General features: G+C 64.4%; 18 protein-coding genes. 3 read left to right on the forward strand and 15 right to left on the reverse strand.

Annotation, left to right across the window (positions count from 1 at the left end):
* Positions 1-131: 131 nt before the first annotated feature.
* The 10 genes from AXW83_RS13180 to AXW83_RS13225 form a co-directional block, all read right to left on the reverse strand.
* Entirely contained in the window at positions 132-1025 is an 894-nt protein-coding gene (locus AXW83_RS13180) for an NAD(P)-dependent oxidoreductase (RefSeq protein ID WP_066614171.1), read from the reverse strand.
* Positions 1026-1067: 42 nt separating this feature from the next.
* Positions 1068-1358: a YciI family protein gene (locus tag AXW83_RS13185; protein ID WP_066614173.1), complete on the reverse strand. Its 291-nt coding sequence runs from the start codon at positions 1356-1358 to the stop codon at positions 1068-1070.
* Positions 1359-1370: 12 nt separating this feature from the next.
* Positions 1371-2105, reverse strand: a complete 735-nt coding sequence (locus tag AXW83_RS13190) for an ABC transporter ATP-binding protein (RefSeq protein ID WP_066614175.1) — start codon at positions 2103-2105, stop codon at positions 1371-1373.
* Positions 2095-2820, reverse strand: a complete 726-nt coding sequence (locus AXW83_RS13195; RefSeq protein ID WP_066614177.1) for an ABC transporter ATP-binding protein — start codon at positions 2818-2820, stop codon at positions 2095-2097. The genes AXW83_RS13190 and AXW83_RS13195 overlap by 11 nt, the downstream gene beginning before the upstream one ends.
* On the reverse strand, positions 2817-3788 hold the full coding sequence (locus AXW83_RS13200) for a branched-chain amino acid ABC transporter permease (protein WP_066614179.1): 972 nt from the start codon (positions 3786-3788) through the stop codon (positions 2817-2819). Before AXW83_RS13200 ends, AXW83_RS13195 begins: the two co-directional genes overlap by 4 nt.
* Positions 3785-4600, reverse strand: a complete 816-nt coding sequence (locus AXW83_RS13205) for a branched-chain amino acid ABC transporter permease (RefSeq protein ID WP_210179670.1) — start codon at positions 4598-4600, stop codon at positions 3785-3787. Before AXW83_RS13205 ends, AXW83_RS13200 begins: the two co-directional genes overlap by 4 nt.
* 85 nt (positions 4601-4685) lie before the next feature.
* A complete protein-coding gene (locus tag AXW83_RS27795; protein WP_236841900.1) occupies positions 4686-4910 on the reverse strand; it encodes a YciI family protein in 225 nt (74 codons plus the stop codon).
* Positions 4911-5134: 224 nt separating this feature from the next.
* A complete protein-coding gene (locus AXW83_RS13215) occupies positions 5135-6424 on the reverse strand; it encodes an amino acid ABC transporter substrate-binding protein (RefSeq protein WP_066614183.1) in 1290 nt (429 codons plus the stop codon).
* A 156-nt stretch (positions 6425-6580) separates the two neighbouring features.
* Positions 6581-7465, reverse strand: a complete 885-nt coding sequence (locus tag AXW83_RS13220; RefSeq protein WP_156640028.1) for a VOC family protein — start codon at positions 7463-7465, stop codon at positions 6581-6583.
* 78 nt (positions 7466-7543) lie between these two features.
* Positions 7544-8431, reverse strand: coding sequence for a fumarylacetoacetate hydrolase family protein (locus tag AXW83_RS13225; RefSeq protein WP_066614184.1), 888 nt, complete (start codon positions 8429-8431; stop codon positions 7544-7546).
* Between the two features lie 122 nt (positions 8432-8553).
* On the opposite strand from AXW83_RS13225, the gene AXW83_RS13230 reads away from it, so the two are divergent.
* Positions 8554-9300, forward strand: coding sequence for a GntR family transcriptional regulator (locus tag AXW83_RS13230; protein ID WP_082767110.1), 747 nt, complete (start codon positions 8554-8556; stop codon positions 9298-9300).
* Positions 9301-9455: 155 nt separating this feature from the next.
* Positions 9456-9737, forward strand: a complete 282-nt coding sequence (locus AXW83_RS27095; protein ID WP_156640030.1) for a hypothetical protein — start codon at positions 9456-9458, stop codon at positions 9735-9737.
* Here the strand turns inward: AXW83_RS27095 and AXW83_RS13240 are convergent.
* On the reverse strand, positions 9725-10594 hold the full coding sequence (locus AXW83_RS13240) for a LysR family transcriptional regulator (protein WP_066614188.1): 870 nt from the start codon (positions 10592-10594) through the stop codon (positions 9725-9727). The genes AXW83_RS27095 and AXW83_RS13240 overlap by 13 nt on opposite strands.
* A 99-nt stretch (positions 10595-10693) precedes the next feature.
* Between AXW83_RS13240 and AXW83_RS13245 the strand changes: the two genes are divergently transcribed.
* Entirely contained in the window at positions 10694-11284 is a 591-nt protein-coding gene (locus tag AXW83_RS13245; RefSeq protein WP_066614189.1) for a LysE family translocator, read from the forward strand.
* Between the two features lie 349 nt (positions 11285-11633).
* Here AXW83_RS13245 and AXW83_RS13250 read toward each other — a convergent pair whose 3' ends face one another.
* The 4 genes from AXW83_RS13250 to AXW83_RS13265 all read right to left on the reverse strand — a co-directional run bounded on the left by AXW83_RS13250 (position 11634) and on the right by AXW83_RS13265 (position 15090).
* Entirely contained in the window at positions 11634-11933 is a 300-nt protein-coding gene (locus AXW83_RS13250) for a hypothetical protein (protein WP_066614195.1), read from the reverse strand.
* A 65-nt stretch (positions 11934-11998) separates the two neighbouring features.
* Positions 11999-13048, reverse strand: coding sequence for a class I SAM-dependent methyltransferase (locus tag AXW83_RS13255; protein WP_066614198.1), 1050 nt, complete (start codon positions 13046-13048; stop codon positions 11999-12001).
* A 137-nt stretch (positions 13049-13185) separates the two neighbouring features.
* Complete coding sequence (locus tag AXW83_RS13260; protein ID WP_066614199.1) at positions 13186-14262, reverse strand: alpha/beta fold hydrolase; 1077 nt, start codon at positions 14260-14262, stop codon at positions 13186-13188.
* 174 nt (positions 14263-14436) lie between these two features.
* Positions 14437-15090 carry an ABC transporter ATP-binding protein gene (locus AXW83_RS13265; RefSeq protein ID WP_066614200.1) on the reverse strand — a complete coding sequence of 218 codons (654 nt, stop codon included), beginning with the start codon at positions 15088-15090 and terminating at the stop codon, positions 14437-14439.
* Positions 15091-15122: the final 32 nt, after the last annotated feature.

Raw genomic sequence — 15122 nt, forward strand, 5'->3', positions numbered from 1 at the left:
TGCCGTTTGACACGACAGCGCGACGGACCCGAACGACAGCATGGAATTCGCACCTGGTACGGGCCCGTCGGACTCGCAATCGGTCACGACTTAGACGTACGACATCGGCACTCCAAGGCCCCGACGCGATGCTAGTCGGGGCCGCGCTCCACCTCATCCATGGCTCCCATGAAGGACACGACCGAGCATATGTCCAAGGCGCCACAGCCCCGCCCTTCCATGGCGCTCAGTACAGAGCCGGCGGTGGTGGTTGCCGGCATATAGGTTCCGGTCTCGCGAGCAAGATCCAGAATCAGACGAACGTCCTTCGCAAGAAGATTGATGGTAGCCGCAGCTGGCAACCATTCCCTTCGCTTGAGCTTGTCCAGCTTTGAGCACACATAGGGGCAGGCCGCCGCACTCTGTCCGAGCATCTCCAGCATGTCCGCCCAATCCAGACCGCCACGCCGACCTAGGTCCAACGCCTCCGCCAACGATTGATTGAGACCGGCAACGACCGTGTTGATCACCAGCTTCGCGGTGCGCGCTTCGTCGGCGCCACCGAGATAGTGCACGCTACGACCGAGAACATCGAGAAGGCTGCGGCAGTGATCGAACGCCGCCTGCGGGCCCGAGACCATGACAGTGAGCTTGCCCGCCTCCGCCAGCGCGGTGCTGCCCGAAACCGGCGCGCGCAGATAGGAGATGCCCCGGGCGGCCAGGTCGCAAGCGATCTTCGCCGAGACCCTCGGCGACACCGTGCTCATGTCGATGAACACGGCGCCCTCAATGAGCATGTCGCAGGCATCCGAGGCGATCTCCAGCAGAGCCCCGTCATGGGGAAGCATGGAGAACGCCACCTGTTTGCCGTCGAGCGCCTGGGCCAGGGAGGATGCCGGAACCAAGCCGCTCGACGCAGCCGAACCGAGGGCCGCCGGATTCACGTCGAACGCCGTCGTCCGGTGACCGGCCGCCGCGAGGCGGGGCGCCATTCGAGAGCCCATCTCACCGAGGCCGACCCAGGCGATATCCAGCCGCTCCGTCATGTCACCTCACCTTGGGTCGAGCACAGACCGGAACGTCCGGGCTCAGTTCGCCCGGTCGTCCCAACGCTTGTTGAAGCGGTTGATGTCGACGCGCTGCCAGACGCCCGCTTTGAAGAAAGGATCACCCTGGTTGAAGGCGACCGCATCTTCCACAGAGTTCGCTTCGATGAGCAGGAAGCTGCCGATGGCGGTCGTTCCGGCACTGTCTTCCAATGGGCCGGCAATGACTAAGCGCACCTGAACTTGCTTCAGATAGGCTTGGTGGGCGTCGTAGTGGGCCTTGCGCAAGGCCGGCCCGTCCGGCTGATCCAGGCAGTGTATGGCAAAGAGCATGTGTTTCTCCCTTCAGAGACCGAGATAGAATTGGCGTACGAGGTGGTTGTCGCTCAGCGCTTCCGGGGACATCCCCTCGAAGGCGATCGCGCCATGAACCAGGACGTAGCCCCGGTCTGCGATGCGGACGGCCTGGGTGAAGTTCTGCTCCGCCATCAGGACGGTAAGGCCGAGGCGTCGCTTCAGTTCGCCGATCTTTTCGATCGTCTGCTTGACCATGACGGGAGCGAGGCCCACAGAAGGCTCGTCCACCAGCAGGATGCGCGGTGCGGACATCACGGCGCGGCCGATCGCCACCATCTGCTGCTCGCCACCGCTCATGCTGCCGACCTTCTGGCGGCGGCGTTCCTCGAGGCGGGGGAAACTCTCGTAGCAGAATGCGAGATTGGCCCTCAGCTTGCGCCGCGCCTCGGCGCGATAGGCGCCCAGCACGAGGTTCTCCTCGACCGTGAGGTCGGAAAACAGGCGGCGGCCCTCGGGCACGAGCGAGATGCCGAGTTCGACGATTTCCTCGGGCGCGCGGCCGACGAGATCGACGACGCGGCCGTCGATCCTTGCGGCGATGCCACCGCGCGACGGCTTCACCAGGCCCATGATGCAGCGCATGAGGGTGGTCTTGCCGTTACCGTTGGTGCCCAGCAGTGCGACCACCTCGCCACCGTCCACGCGCACGCTGACGTCGTCGAGCACGTGCACCGCGCCGTAGCCGGCATACAGGCCTGTCACCTCGAGAGAGCTAGCTTCCAAGATATGCAGCCTCCACCTGGGGCATCGCGAGGACGTCGACAGGCAAGCCGTCGGCAATCTTGCGGCCGGTGACGAACACCACGAGACGTTCGGAGAATGCGGTCACGGCCCGCATGATGTGCTCGATCAGGATAACGGCGGTGCCCTGCCGGTTGAGGCGGAGGAGGAGATCGAGAATCTGGTCCACCTCGATGTTGGACAGCCCCGCCATCACCTCGTCGGCGATGAGCAGGCGCGGATTGGCGGCGAAGGCGCGTGCCAGTTCGAGCTTGCGCAAGTCCACTTGGGTGAGATCGCGCGGCATGCTGCCGAGCTTGCCGGCAAGGCCCACCAGATCCAGGCATTCCTCGGCGCGCTGCCGCGCCGCGCGCTCCGTCTGCGTCGTATCGAAGAAGCGCAGGGGCACGGTGACATTCTGCAGCACGTCGAGGCTCCGGAACGGCCGGGGCAGCTGGAAAGTGCGCGCGAGGCCGCGATGTGCCCGCGCATGCGGCGCAAGCCCGTTCAGCGGCCGTCCATCGAACGCCACTTCGCCCAGGTGGGCGGGGTATCCACCCGCGATGCAGTTGACGAAGGTGCTCTTGCCGGAGCCGTTGGGGCCGATCAGGCCAACCCGCTCGCCTGGCGCCACGGTGAACTCGATGCCGTCGAGAGCCGCGAACCCGCCGAAGCGCTTTCCAAGTCCGGTGACATGCAGGATCGGGAGGGTGGTCATCGAGCCGCCCTCCGGCCGGCCACCCAGCCGAGAATGCCGCGCGGGGCCAGCGCCACGAACCCCACGAGTACGCCGCCGACGATGAGCATGTTGGCTGACGACGAGATCGTCACCGTGGCGATCTGCTGGAGGGAGCCCAGGAGGAAGGCCCCGATGACCGGGCCGATCCAACTCTGGGTGCCGCCGATCAGGGGCATAGCCATGGCGTTCACCGTATAGGAGAGCGCGAAGGCCGACTCGGGGTTGAGATAGGAACTGTAGTAGGGGAGTGGTGCGCCGGCCATGCCCATGAGGGCGCCGCTGATCACCGTGGCGACCAGCTTCAGTTTCAACGTGGGGACACCGGCTGCTTCGGCGGCACGCTCGTCGTCGCGGATGGTGGCGAGTCCCAAGCCGAGCCGCGAACGCTCGATCGTGGAGGCGATCGCTATCGAAGCCAGCGCCATCACCAACATGATCACGAACAGGTATTCGCCATAGCTCACGAACGGCGCGACCTGACGCGGACGTATCAAGTACGTGCCGCTAGCCCCGCCCACATACGACCAGTTCACGACGAGCGTCTGGAGCAGCACGGCAAGGGACAGGGTGGCGATGGAGAAATAGACGCCGCGCAGGCGCAGCGTGAGATAGCCGGTGGCGAGCCCCATCAGGCCGCTGACGATGCCGCCGCCCACGATGCACGGCAGAAGCCCGAGGCCGAAGGCCTTATGCAGCACGACCGTCGAGTAGGCCCCCGCCGCGAAAAAGGCGGCGGCGCCAAAATTCACGTATCCGGCGTAGCCGCCGAGAATGTTCCAGGCGGTCGCCAGGACCACATATTGCAGGATCACATAACCCGCGTAGTAGCCGTATTCGTGGCCGACGAGGCGAAGGCTCGTGGTGAGCAGGGCGAGGACGAGGACGGACGACACGAGATGTCGGCCCCAGGGCTGGATGGCAGGACCAGGAAGGCTGAGGCTCGTCATGATTCTGTTCTCCCGAACAGTCCCTGGGGACGGAAGGCGAGGACGAGCAGGAGCAAACCGAACGCTACGGCTGGCGACCAGGACGGCCCCTGCAGCGTGGCAGTGAGGTTCTCGATCACGCCGAAGATGAGGGCGGCGAGCACGCACCCCGGCAAGCTTCCCATGCCGCCCATGATGACGATGGCAAAGACCCGGCCGATGAAGAGATGCCCCGTGAATGGCTCGACCGGCTGAACGACCACCAGGGCCCCGCCCGCGACGACGGCTAGTGCGATGGACAGGCCGAAGGCGATGCGCTTGATGCGGATGGGGTCGATGCCGAGAAACCGCAGGGCCTCCGGATCGCGCGCCACTGCGGCGATGGCACGACCGAGAAAGGTGAGTTTGAGGAAGACCATCAACACGCAGATCACGGCCAGCGAGACCGCGGCGGGCACGAGCATGCGCAGCGGCAGATCCAGCGGACCGAGCTGGATCGAGCCCGCCGCATAGATCGCCTCGACCCACTGCTGGTCCGGGCCGAAGCCCATCATCAGCAGCACCTCGATGATGAACATGAGACCGAAGAAGAAGGCGAGCCCCTGGATCGCCTCGTCACCTCGCCGCTCGAACAGGTTGAAATACGTCCGATAGAGCGCCGTGCCCGCGAGATAGAAGACCGGCGACAGCGCCAGTGCCAGGAGCAGTGGATCCATCCCCGTAGCCGAGGCGAGCAACGACACCGCGAACGCGCCCGCCACCATGATCGCCGGATGAGCGATGTTTACCACGTCGAGCATGCCGAAGGAGATGCCAAGGCCGACGGCCGCCACTGCGTAGAGGCTGCCGAGCAGCAACCCGGATGCGATGGCGTTCAGGATCAGGGACCAGTCCATTTCCATGATTGGGGTCCGCCCGTCAGGTCAAGGTGAAGCGGCCGGTGGCGAAGTCGAGCTGAACCGTGATGGTGCCCTCGTTCACCAGCCAGGGGCGGACACGGTAGCTGCGCGCCCCGCTCTGGTGCATCGGGTCGGCGGCGGCGACCGCCTGTGCTTCGGCGAGCGAGGCGGCACGGACCACCACCATGCCCTCGCCGTCCCATCGCTGTTCGTCGTCGGTCCAGTGCGGTCCGGCGGCGAACATGATGCCTTTACGTTCCAGGAGCCTTGGTAGTCGAGATGGTTCTGCAGGTTCTCCATCACCGGGCCCATGCCGTGGTTGGGAGTGGTGAAAACCACGTAGAGCTGCTTGGCGAGGAAGCCGCGTTCCTTGCTGATCGCGACCAATTCCTCGGCCGTCACGACGGGGCTGCTGACTGGTGTGCTCATGGAATCCTCCTCTTTGGTGTTCTTGTCTGATGGAAGGGGTCAGGGAGCGGGAGCCGGAAACGGCGTTCGCAGTTCGCCCGAGCGCAGGTGCGACGGATACAGGATCGCCTGTACGCCGGGTCGCTTGAACTGCTCGATGTCGTTGCCCTGGACACCCTGGTATTGGACGTACAGGTTCCGCTCGACCTTCCATTCCCCGAGCTTGTCGAAGGAAAGCTCGCCGATGACGGTCGAGAAATCGTTCGCGTGGAAGTCGGCGCCGATGGCCGCCTGGTCGATCTTGCCGACCCGGCGTACCGCCTGCTCCAGCACCTGCATCTGCGCGTAGGCGAGCGGCGGCGCATAAACGCCCAGGGCCTCGACCTTCTCGCGTACCGCCACCTCCCGGTAGCGTTTCAGGAAAGCGGTGATGCCGTCGAACTGCATGGTCGGCTCGGGCGCATAGACGTCCCAGCACAGCAGATTGTTGAGCGCCGGGCCCATCTGCGACTTGATGCCGGTAATCTGCAGCCCGATCATGCCGCCGCCGAGTACGGTCGCGCCGAGCTTGAGTTCCGCCACCGATCGCAACAGGCCGACCGTGTCCGCGGGATAGGAGGCGAAGAAGACGATGTCGGGCTTCGCCGACTGGATCGAGCGGACGATGGGAGAGAAATCCACGGTCGAGGGCGGATAGGAGCGGTCGTAGACGACCTTGATGCCGTTCAGCTTGGCCTGCGCCCGGGCGCTTTGCAGTGCACGCTGGGGAAAATCGCCATCCAGACCGGCGAGCGCGACGGTTTTCGGCCGCGGGCTTGCGGTGACGGCCACATCGAAGAACCCCTTGGCGAAGTCCTCCTGCATCTTGCCGCCAACCGGGCTGATGTTGACGGTATGGTCGTATTTGAAGGCGTCGTTGGCGGCGGAACCGAGCAGCGCGACGAAGGCCATTTCGCGCTGCATCACCACCGGCATGGCCGGCGCGATCATCGCGGTGCCGTAGCCGGACACGAGCAGGTCCACCTTGTCCACGTCGAGCAGCTTGGTGTAGATGCCCGGGACTAGGGAGCCGCTGCTCTGGTCGTCGTAATAGACCAGCTTCACCGGGCGTCCGAGCAGACCGCCGCGGGCGTTCACGTCCTCCGCCCAGATCTGGTGAGCGAGAAGCGAAGGGCGGCCGTTGCCCGCGAGCGGGCCCGTCAACGACATGGAATACCCGATGCGGATCGGTTCGCCGCTGGGTGCTGGCGCAGGCGATCCCGTCGCCTGGGCGAATGCCCGGGTCGGAAGCCCACCCGCGAGCCCGCTCAAGGCGAGGCCCGTAAGGGTCCGTCTGGTGATGTTGGCCATGATTTCCTCCTCGACGTCCGCTGAGCGGCTTCGTTCGCGTCCTCCGGCAACCGGAAGCGCGTTGTCGTTCCGGCCCAGGGACCGGTCGTCTTCCGCGCGGCCGCAGCCGCGCGGACAGGGCTTGGAGTCAGGCGGCGACCGCGCTCGCCTTCGGCGTCACGAAAGGCAGGCCGGGTTCGGTGAAGGCCGCAGGCGGGGGGAGCCCCACAGATTGATCCAACGGTCCGCGAGGCTAGGCGAAATCTCCCATGTGCGGGCCTCGTACAGGGCGTCGCTGTCGATCCGGTCCATGCCGACCGACATCTCGACCACGCAATTGTTGGGATCGACGTAGTATTGGAAGACGTTGCCGCCCGCGCCGTGCCGCCCCGGGCCCCAGAGCAAGGATCGGTCCTTCACCACGAGACCGTCGGCCATGCCCGAGAGGTCCTCGAGGGAATGGAAGTCGAATGCATAGTGATGGACGGAGGGCTCGCCACGGAACACCGCCAATGTGTGGTGGTAGCCGTCATGGCAGCGGAACCAGTTGAACTCGTCGCCAGCTGTGCGATCCGACAGTTTCATGCCCAGGAGCTTGGTGAACACGTCGCGGATCACGAGCACGTCGGGAGCCTTGAAGTTCACATGCTCAATGCGCTTGGCGCGGGCGCCGGGGCCGATATGGCGCTGCGGTTCGGTGCGCGCCACCGGGGAATGCACCTCCAGCACCAGCCCGAAAGGGATCGCGAAGCGTACGGCCCGCTCGATATGCGGGCCTAGCGGACGATCGTCGAGGATGTCGAACCCCTCGATACGGGCTCGCCGGGCCACTTCGTCCACCGCGGCGGCATCGACGGCCTCCAACCCGACCGCGACGACGCCGGGAATGTCGCCGGCGACGAAGCTCACCTCGTGATGGCGCTGGTTGGAGGTGAGAAATACCCGGTCCTTCTCCCGACCGGAAACCCTGAGGCCGACGATGTCCACCAGATCGGCCGCCGAGCCCTCGGGGTCCGGGGTCGAGAAGGCGACATGGCCCATTTGGCGAATGAGATGCGTCATTGAATACTTCCTTGGGGCTGAGCCCGCATGTCTTCATCTGCCGTTTCTGGGCCGGCTTTGAGATGATCGAACGTCTTCCTATGCGGCGTGGCGCGCGGCGTCCGCCTCGGACACGACCGGGTTGGAGAGTAGGCCGACACCCTCGATCTCGACTTCGCAGATGTCGCCCGCCTTCATCCACAACGGGGGCTTGCGCGCGAGGCCGACGCCGGAGGGTGTTCCCATCACGACCACGTCGCCGGGCAGAAGCGTCATGGCCTCGGACAGGAGCGAAAGCGTCTCCGCCACTCCGAAGATCATGTCGGAGGTATTGGCGTCCTGAACGACCTGCCCGTTGAGCCGTGTCGAGATGCGCAGCCCCGCCGCGCCTGCCGGCAGTTCGTCGGCGGTGACCAATTCCGGGCCGAATGCGCCGGTCGCGTCGAAATTCTTTCCCACCGTCCACTGGTTCGATTTGAACTGATAGTCACGGATCGAACCGTCGTTGAACACGCTGTAGCCGGCGACGAGGTCCAGGGCGTTCTCGCGCGAAACCGCCCGGCCGGCCTTGCCGATCACCACCGCTAACTCGGCCTCATAGTCGAATTGCGCTGACACGGACGGGGCGACCAACGGCTCGTTCTGCCCGACAATGGAGGACATGAAGCGGGCGAACACCACGGGCCATTCCGGCTTGTCGAAATGGCTTTCGGCGGCGTGGTCCAGGTAGTTGAGACCGAGGCAGAGCACCTTCCCGGGATTGGGCACCAGCGGAAGGAAGCGGGCGCGCGCCGTGTCGACGACCGCGGCGGACGACGCCGCCTGGACGGCGATGCGAACTTTCGCAGCGGTCCGCACCCAGTCCTCGAGCAGCAGGCTGAGATCGGCCGGCAGATCAGGGGCAGCGACGGTCAGATCGATGTAGGCGTCGCCCTTGCGGGCGGCAACGAAGGTTCGTCCGGCAACGGCGAGGGTGGCAAGGCGCATGTTTTCCTCCGGCCCCTTTTTGATGTTGCACGGAAGCTAGAAGCCAAAATCCATCGAGTCAATAAAAATATATTTTTTGCATAATGATGCATCTTGCTCTAACTTGGGGCGTGGAGATTGCGATGACGAGCAGAATTGCGGCGCCGAGCCTGACGAGGGCGGTTTACGAGACGCTTAGGGCGGACGTCCTCGCCTGTCGGCTGGAGCCGGGGGAAAGGCTCAAGGTCAACGACCTTTGCGCTCGGCTCGGGGTCAGCCTCGGGGCCGTGCGCGAGGCGCTGTCCGCCCTCACGGCCGAGGGGCTGGTAGTCGCCGAAGCACAGAGAGGCTTCAAGGTGGCTTCGGTGTCCGCGGCGGATCTGGGCGATCTGACGCAAACGCGCATCGAGATCGAAAGCCTGTGCCTGAAACGCGCCATCGCGTGCGGAGGGATCGAATGGGAGACGCAGGTGGTCGCGGCATTCCACCGCCTTTCGCGCACGCCGGAACGCGTCGCGGGCGACGAGAAGCGTCTCAGTGATGATTGGACGGCCGCTCACCGCGAATACCACGAAGCGCTGGTTGCGAGTTGCGACAGTCCTTGGCTGCTGCGGCTGCGGGAACTGCTTTACGCGCAGTCCGAGCGCTATCGTCGCCTGTCGGTCCCGGCTGCCCGACGCGGGCGCGATATCCAGGCCGAGCATAAAGCTTTGATGGAAGCCACTCTGGCCCGCGATTGCCAGCGCGCAACCATGATGATGGCCGAGCATCTGAATTTTACCCCCGCACTTCTCGAGTACATCGCGGATACCTCACCATCGCCTGGCGAATTATCCGCAGCGATGGAGACGCGCCACGCCGTGATTCGAGGCCCGACCGTCAAGGCTTGAAACGCTTCAGCCGCCGATAGGTCGCCATGCAGTTCTCGCGTGTTTGGACGGCGAGAGCGTCGCGGCGAGCGGTCGGCGTTCACGGTGGAATCCGATTCTCGCTAGCGGACAGGCCGTTGATGTCCCGCTAGGCGCGCCGATCATGAAGATAGACCTTGGAATCGGCCCGCGCGCAGGAAATCGTGCTTGGAGTTGAGATCATCGACATACCAGTTCCGCTCGCCTGCGACGGCGCGCTGAGAGTCCTCCGCGTCGGCCTGATTGTCGGTCGCGACGATCTTGCACCTATTGAGATCGGTCAGATCGCCAAGGGCGGCGGGCTGAGTCCAAGCCAAAAACGCGCTCGTTTTCCAAAACCTGATAGGTTCGGCGAGTCGGATGCCAGCGGAGTCGAGTCAACGTTCCAGGCGCACACCGCTTGGTTTCAGGCGAGATAGGCGGGCTGCGGCCGGTTGAGGCCGTCACGGATTTGGCGCGCGAGTTCTTGCGCGGGCCCGGAAGACGCGCGGCCGCCTCGATGAAGTGTGATGGCATAGGAGGGAAGAGCAGGAAGGCCCGCTCCCTCTGCCAGAACGCGCAGATCGGCCGGCACCGTCGACGCTAGCCAGGCCGAAACGGCAATGTCCATGCGGATCGTCGCAAGAGCGGCGTCCAGACCGCCGCCTTCAAATACGGTGCGGGCCTCGCGGTCGCTCGCCTTCAGTGCAGCAAGGATGGCGGGCCGAAACGAGCAGGTCTCGGACACGAGCGAAATCGGAAGCGGGTCGCGCATGGACGCGGTTCCGCCCGCCTTGCCGACCCAAACCAGGCGATCGATCCACAGGCACTCGCCGCCGGCGTTGCCGAGAGGCTCTTCCAGCACGGCAAGATCCAGCCGCCCTTCCACCATGTGGCGGCTGAGGTCGCCGGAGGAGCCGCAATGCAGTTGGAGATCGACCTTGGGATAGGATTCGACGAGCCCTTTCAGCAGAGGAACGAACAACGCGACGAGGTCGTTTGGCAGGCCGAACCGAAGCGCTCCCTCGACGACACCGCCCGTCATTTCCGACCACATCTCGTCGTTGAGACCGACCATGCGGCGCGCATTGCCGAGAAGGCGCTCACCGGCCGGAGTGAGTACGAGGCCCCGTTTTTCACGGGTTAAGAGCTTCGCACCCGCTAAGGCTTCGAGCCGCGCCATTTTCTGGCTGACGGCGCCTTGCGTCATTCCCTGGAGATTGGCGGCCGCAGTCATGCTCCTAAGTTCGGAAACCGCGACGAAGACCCGGAGCAGCGAGATATCGAGGTTGCGCATGATAGTATTAGGAGCGCTAATTTTTAGTATTGCAACTATTAGATATCGAGGCAATGATGCATCTGGTAAGTGGCGGGAATCCCCATCGGAAGCGCTCCCATGCTCATCACCCTCGCGCCGCTCGTCGTCTTCGTTGCGACGATTAGCCCAGGCGGGGCAACCGCGCTGGCGACCGCGTCAGGGGCAAATTTCGGCTTCCTTCGATCAATCCCATTGCTGGCAGGCATCTCGGTCGGGCTCGGCACGATGGCGGCCCTTGCCGCACTTGGCCTAGTGACCTTGTTGCTTCGCGAGCCGATCATGCAGACCGCGATGAAAGCGGTCGGCTCGGGCTATCTTGGTTGGCTCGCATGGCGAACGGCACGAGGTGGGCGGCCCGACCTTGAACGAAACGTCGCCCAACCGGTCGGCTTTCTCGGCGGCATCGGACTTCTGGCGATCAATCCCAAGGCCTGGGCGATGACGCTGAGCGCGGCGGCATCCTACGCGGCACTTGCGGAGACCCCCTCCCAACTCGCGTTGGCGCTTGGCGTGGTGTTCGTTGTATTGTCGAGCCTCTCGCTGATGCTCTGGTGTGCAGCCGGCCTCGTGCTCGGGAAGCTATTGCGGTCCGACGCACATTGGCGTGCTTTAAACATCGTGCTTGGACTTCTGCTTGTCGCTTCCATCGTGCCAATGTGGTTCGAATAGGGCTTCAGGTCGTCATAGTGCAGATGTTGGCCGGAGCGACACGGCGTTTACGCCATGCCATCAGGGCACCAGCAAGGATTTGCCCGGCGTGCGCTACCACATCCTGCGCGGCGTTCTTGACAGCCAGGGCGCTGAGCTTCAGTAGGCAACGACCGTCCATTCGTAGCGCCCGTCTCGAAGTATGGGCTGACATTGTATGTCAGGACGCTCTTTCCGCTACCGGCGCCCTCGCTGCCGCCGCCCCTGAACTTGCCCTCCGCATTCAGCCGAATACCGGCCATGGTGATCAGGATCTGGCAATACTCCTCTTCGCCGGCCTTGTGTGATGCACGCAGCATTTTCGACCCGATCAGCATCGTGGCAGCGATTCGGACTTCCACTCCCAGTACAGGTGTTCCTTGCTGTCGCTGGTGAATCTGATCTTGCCTTCGTCCGTGCTGTCCTTCTCTGCGTGCAGCCAACGTCCTAAAGCCGATGTTCCCGGCTTCTCGCCCCTGTCGTTGAGCCCCAGTATTGCCCAGGCGCTGCCTTGTTCGATCATGATCTTATGCGCCTCAGCATGACGGACTCTCCTGAGTGAGTTCGGGAAGGCGACGACAAACATCGGCATGGCGAGCGTGGCCCGCCCTGACACAACCACAAACATCATCGGATCGCTCCGGGAATGGTGCGAGCGATGAGAAAGCTGGGGGAGCGGCGTCCATCCGCACCGGCCTAGGTCGCTTCGAGTACCATGTTGAGCGGCGTCTCTGCGGCGCGGCGCACCTGCCCGAACCCGCCGGAGCGGATCACCTCGGCGATCCGCTGCTCGCCGGCTTGAGCACCCAGCGCGAGGCCGGTCTCTTGCGCCAGTGATGTCGGCACGCAGATCATCGTCGACGCGGAGTAGTAGATGCGTCCGACCGGATTGATGTTGTCGTCGAGCGCATCGCCAGCCATTGGCTCGACCACCATCCATGTGCCGCCGGCTTTCAGCGCCTTGCGGATATGCGACGCGGCGCCTTGCGGATCGCCCATGTCGTGAAGGCAGTCGAAGCAGGTGATCAGATCGAAGTCGCGGCCGCCGAAGTCCTGCGCTCTGCCGACCTCGAATGTCAGATTCGTCAGCCCGTGCGATAGCGCATGAGCGGTGGCGGCCGCGATCGACGCGGGGTGGAAGTCGTATCCGGTGAAGTGTGATTTCGGGAACGCCTGCGCCATCAGGATGGTCGAGAGCCCGTGGCCGCAGCCGACATCGGCGACTGTCGCGCCTACCTTCAGCCTGTCGACGACGCCGTTGAGCGCGGGCAGCCAATCCTGCACGAGGGCGTTGACATAACCCGGACGGAACAGCCGCGCCACCGCGCAGAACATGCAGCCCGCCTGCTCGCCCCAGGCGACGCCGCGTCCGGTCTTGAACGCCGCCTGCACCTTCGGCTGGTTCTCGACCATCGCCGCCGCCGTGTCGAACGCACCGATCAGGTGGACCGGGCTATCGGGCTCCGCGAAGATGAAGGACTGCTCCGGCGTCAGCGAGAACGACCCGCCTTCGTGGCGCACATAGCCGGATGCCGCCTGCGCCGACAGCCACTCGCGCACATAGCGGGCGGCGCATCCGGCTGCCTCGGCAAGCTCGTCGGCGGTCGCCGGGCCGATCTCCTTCAGCGTCCTGTAGAGACCGAGCGCGTCACCGATTCGAACCAGAGGCACGCTGACCGCTCCGCCGATATCGCCGAGCACGCGGCCGACGAGTTCGTTGAGGGTGGCTTCGTCGAGTTGGGTCATGGCGGATCCTCCTTGCCCTGAGCCGGGTCCGGCAGGCTTGGAGGATGAGGGCCATCTGGTCGCCGCGCATGTGGCCGCGGTCCCGCGCGGGCGGAAAAATGCGGCTAATCGGAAGGACAGATGTCCCGCGCTCGGCGTCAACCGGTCGAGGGTTGCTCGCCGCCGAGTGCCAGGACGATCGCCTGGGACCGGCTATGCACGCCGAGCTTGCTGAAGATCACCGACAACTGGTTGCGCACCGTTTTGGCACTCTTGCCGAGCCTCTGCGCGATCGCCCGGTTGTCGAGCCCCTCTGCGATGAGCTTCAGGATAGCCGTCTCGGCAGCCGTCAGGCCGGCTTGAACGATAGCACGCGGCTGTGCAGGCTGATCCCAGCCGAGGAAGGCGGCAAGTTGAGCATGAAACACCGCCCAGGCCGGCTCATCCGGCAGCAGCACATGGTTCTTGCTCTCGAGCGGCACGAAGCGCGCGCCAGGGATCGCGGCCGCGAGCTTGCAACCCTCGCTGAACGGCACGCGCATGTCGCCGCGGCTGTGGAGTACCAAGGTCGGGACGCTGATTGTCCTGGAAAGTTCGGCCACATCGATTCCCTGCATATTGCTAAGCAGTTGAGCGGCGACGTCCGCGCTCGCGGTGACGCGCTCGAGATCACCCCACCAGCGATGCTGTTCGGGTGTTCCGTCGGGGATGAAGAGATTGGTGAAGAACTGGCAGAATGCCGGATTGTCGCGCCCCCACCCGATACGGATGAAATTCACCAGCGTCTCAGCCTCCAGTCGTTCGGCTTCCGTCTGCGCGCGAACCCTTCCGCCTTGGCCATACGCGTTGAGCAGAACCAGATGCGATACGCGTTCGGGATGACGGAGTGCATAGGCGACCGCGAGCGCGCCGCCCTGCGAGAGACCGAGAAGCACGAAGCGCGGTTCGTCGATCGACTCCGCCACGGCATCCAGGTCCGCGTTCCACGCCTCGATCGAAAGATCGGCGACATATCGCTCGGACAGGCCGCTGCCGCGCGGATCGTATCTCACGAAACGGCTTCGAGCTGAAAGCGCCTGAAGCCAGGGGCGCCAGACCGGGCTTTCGAGGTCGTAGTCGACGTGGCTCAGCCAATGCGCCGCGCGCAGGATCACCGGTCCCTCCCCGCACGATGCAACTGCGATGCGAGTGCCGTCGGCAGATGTGCAGAACCGTATGCTCTGGCTAAGCTTCATAGCGGGAGGATATCGCAGTCGGATGGAAGGCGACAGGATGATCCGGTGGTTGTTCAGTCGGCTTACGCTGCAATACGGAAACCGGATCGTGGCTTTTCGGCCCGCGGACAAGGTCCGCTTCCTGGCATCGTCTCAACGTCCGCAATTGGCGCGTTTCGCCCGGTAGCGTGCGCTTTATGACGACGGGCGGTCGGCGAATATCCATACGCTCTCGGACGGGAACTCGCACCAGGCAGGCCCGGCACCTTTAGATAACGGCCCGAAGGCGCGCAGAGGCGCGTCACCCAGCGTCATCCGATATTCCCAGTGCTGCCCGAGATAGATGCGGGCTTCGATTTCGACGGGAACGCGATTCTGGCCGGGGCCGTCGACGATACGCACCTTGTCGACTCGCACGACCGCGACCGCAGCCTCGGATGCCATGCCGTCCTGCGCCCGTCCGGTCAGCTGCCAGTCCGCGCCGTGAATGGAGGTCGCGCCGCCCGCCTCCGTGCGAGCCTTGCCATGAAGCAGGTTGTTCGAACCGAGGAACTCCGCCACATAGCGGTCGCGCGGATTTTCGTAGATCTCGATGGGCGTGCCCTCCTGGAGAATGGCGCCGTCCTTCAGAAGGATCACCCGGTCGGACATCGCCAGCGCCTCGCTCTGGTCATGCGTGACGATGACCGCGCAGAGCTCGAGATCGAGGATCAGCTTGCGGATGAAATAGCGGGCTTCGTCGCGCAGTTTCGCATCGAGGTTCGAGAGGGGCTCGTCGAGCAGAATGGCGCGCGGCTCGTAGACTAGCATGTCGGGGGAATGCGCGAAGGAGCACCAATGGAGCAGCAATCGACACTTCCGAACTCCGACATGGAGATCCG

Origin of the sequence: Bosea sp. PAMC 26642 (assembly GCF_001562255.1) — a bacterium.
In the GTDB taxonomy this organism is placed as follows: domain Bacteria; phylum Pseudomonadota; class Alphaproteobacteria; order Rhizobiales; family Beijerinckiaceae; genus Allobosea.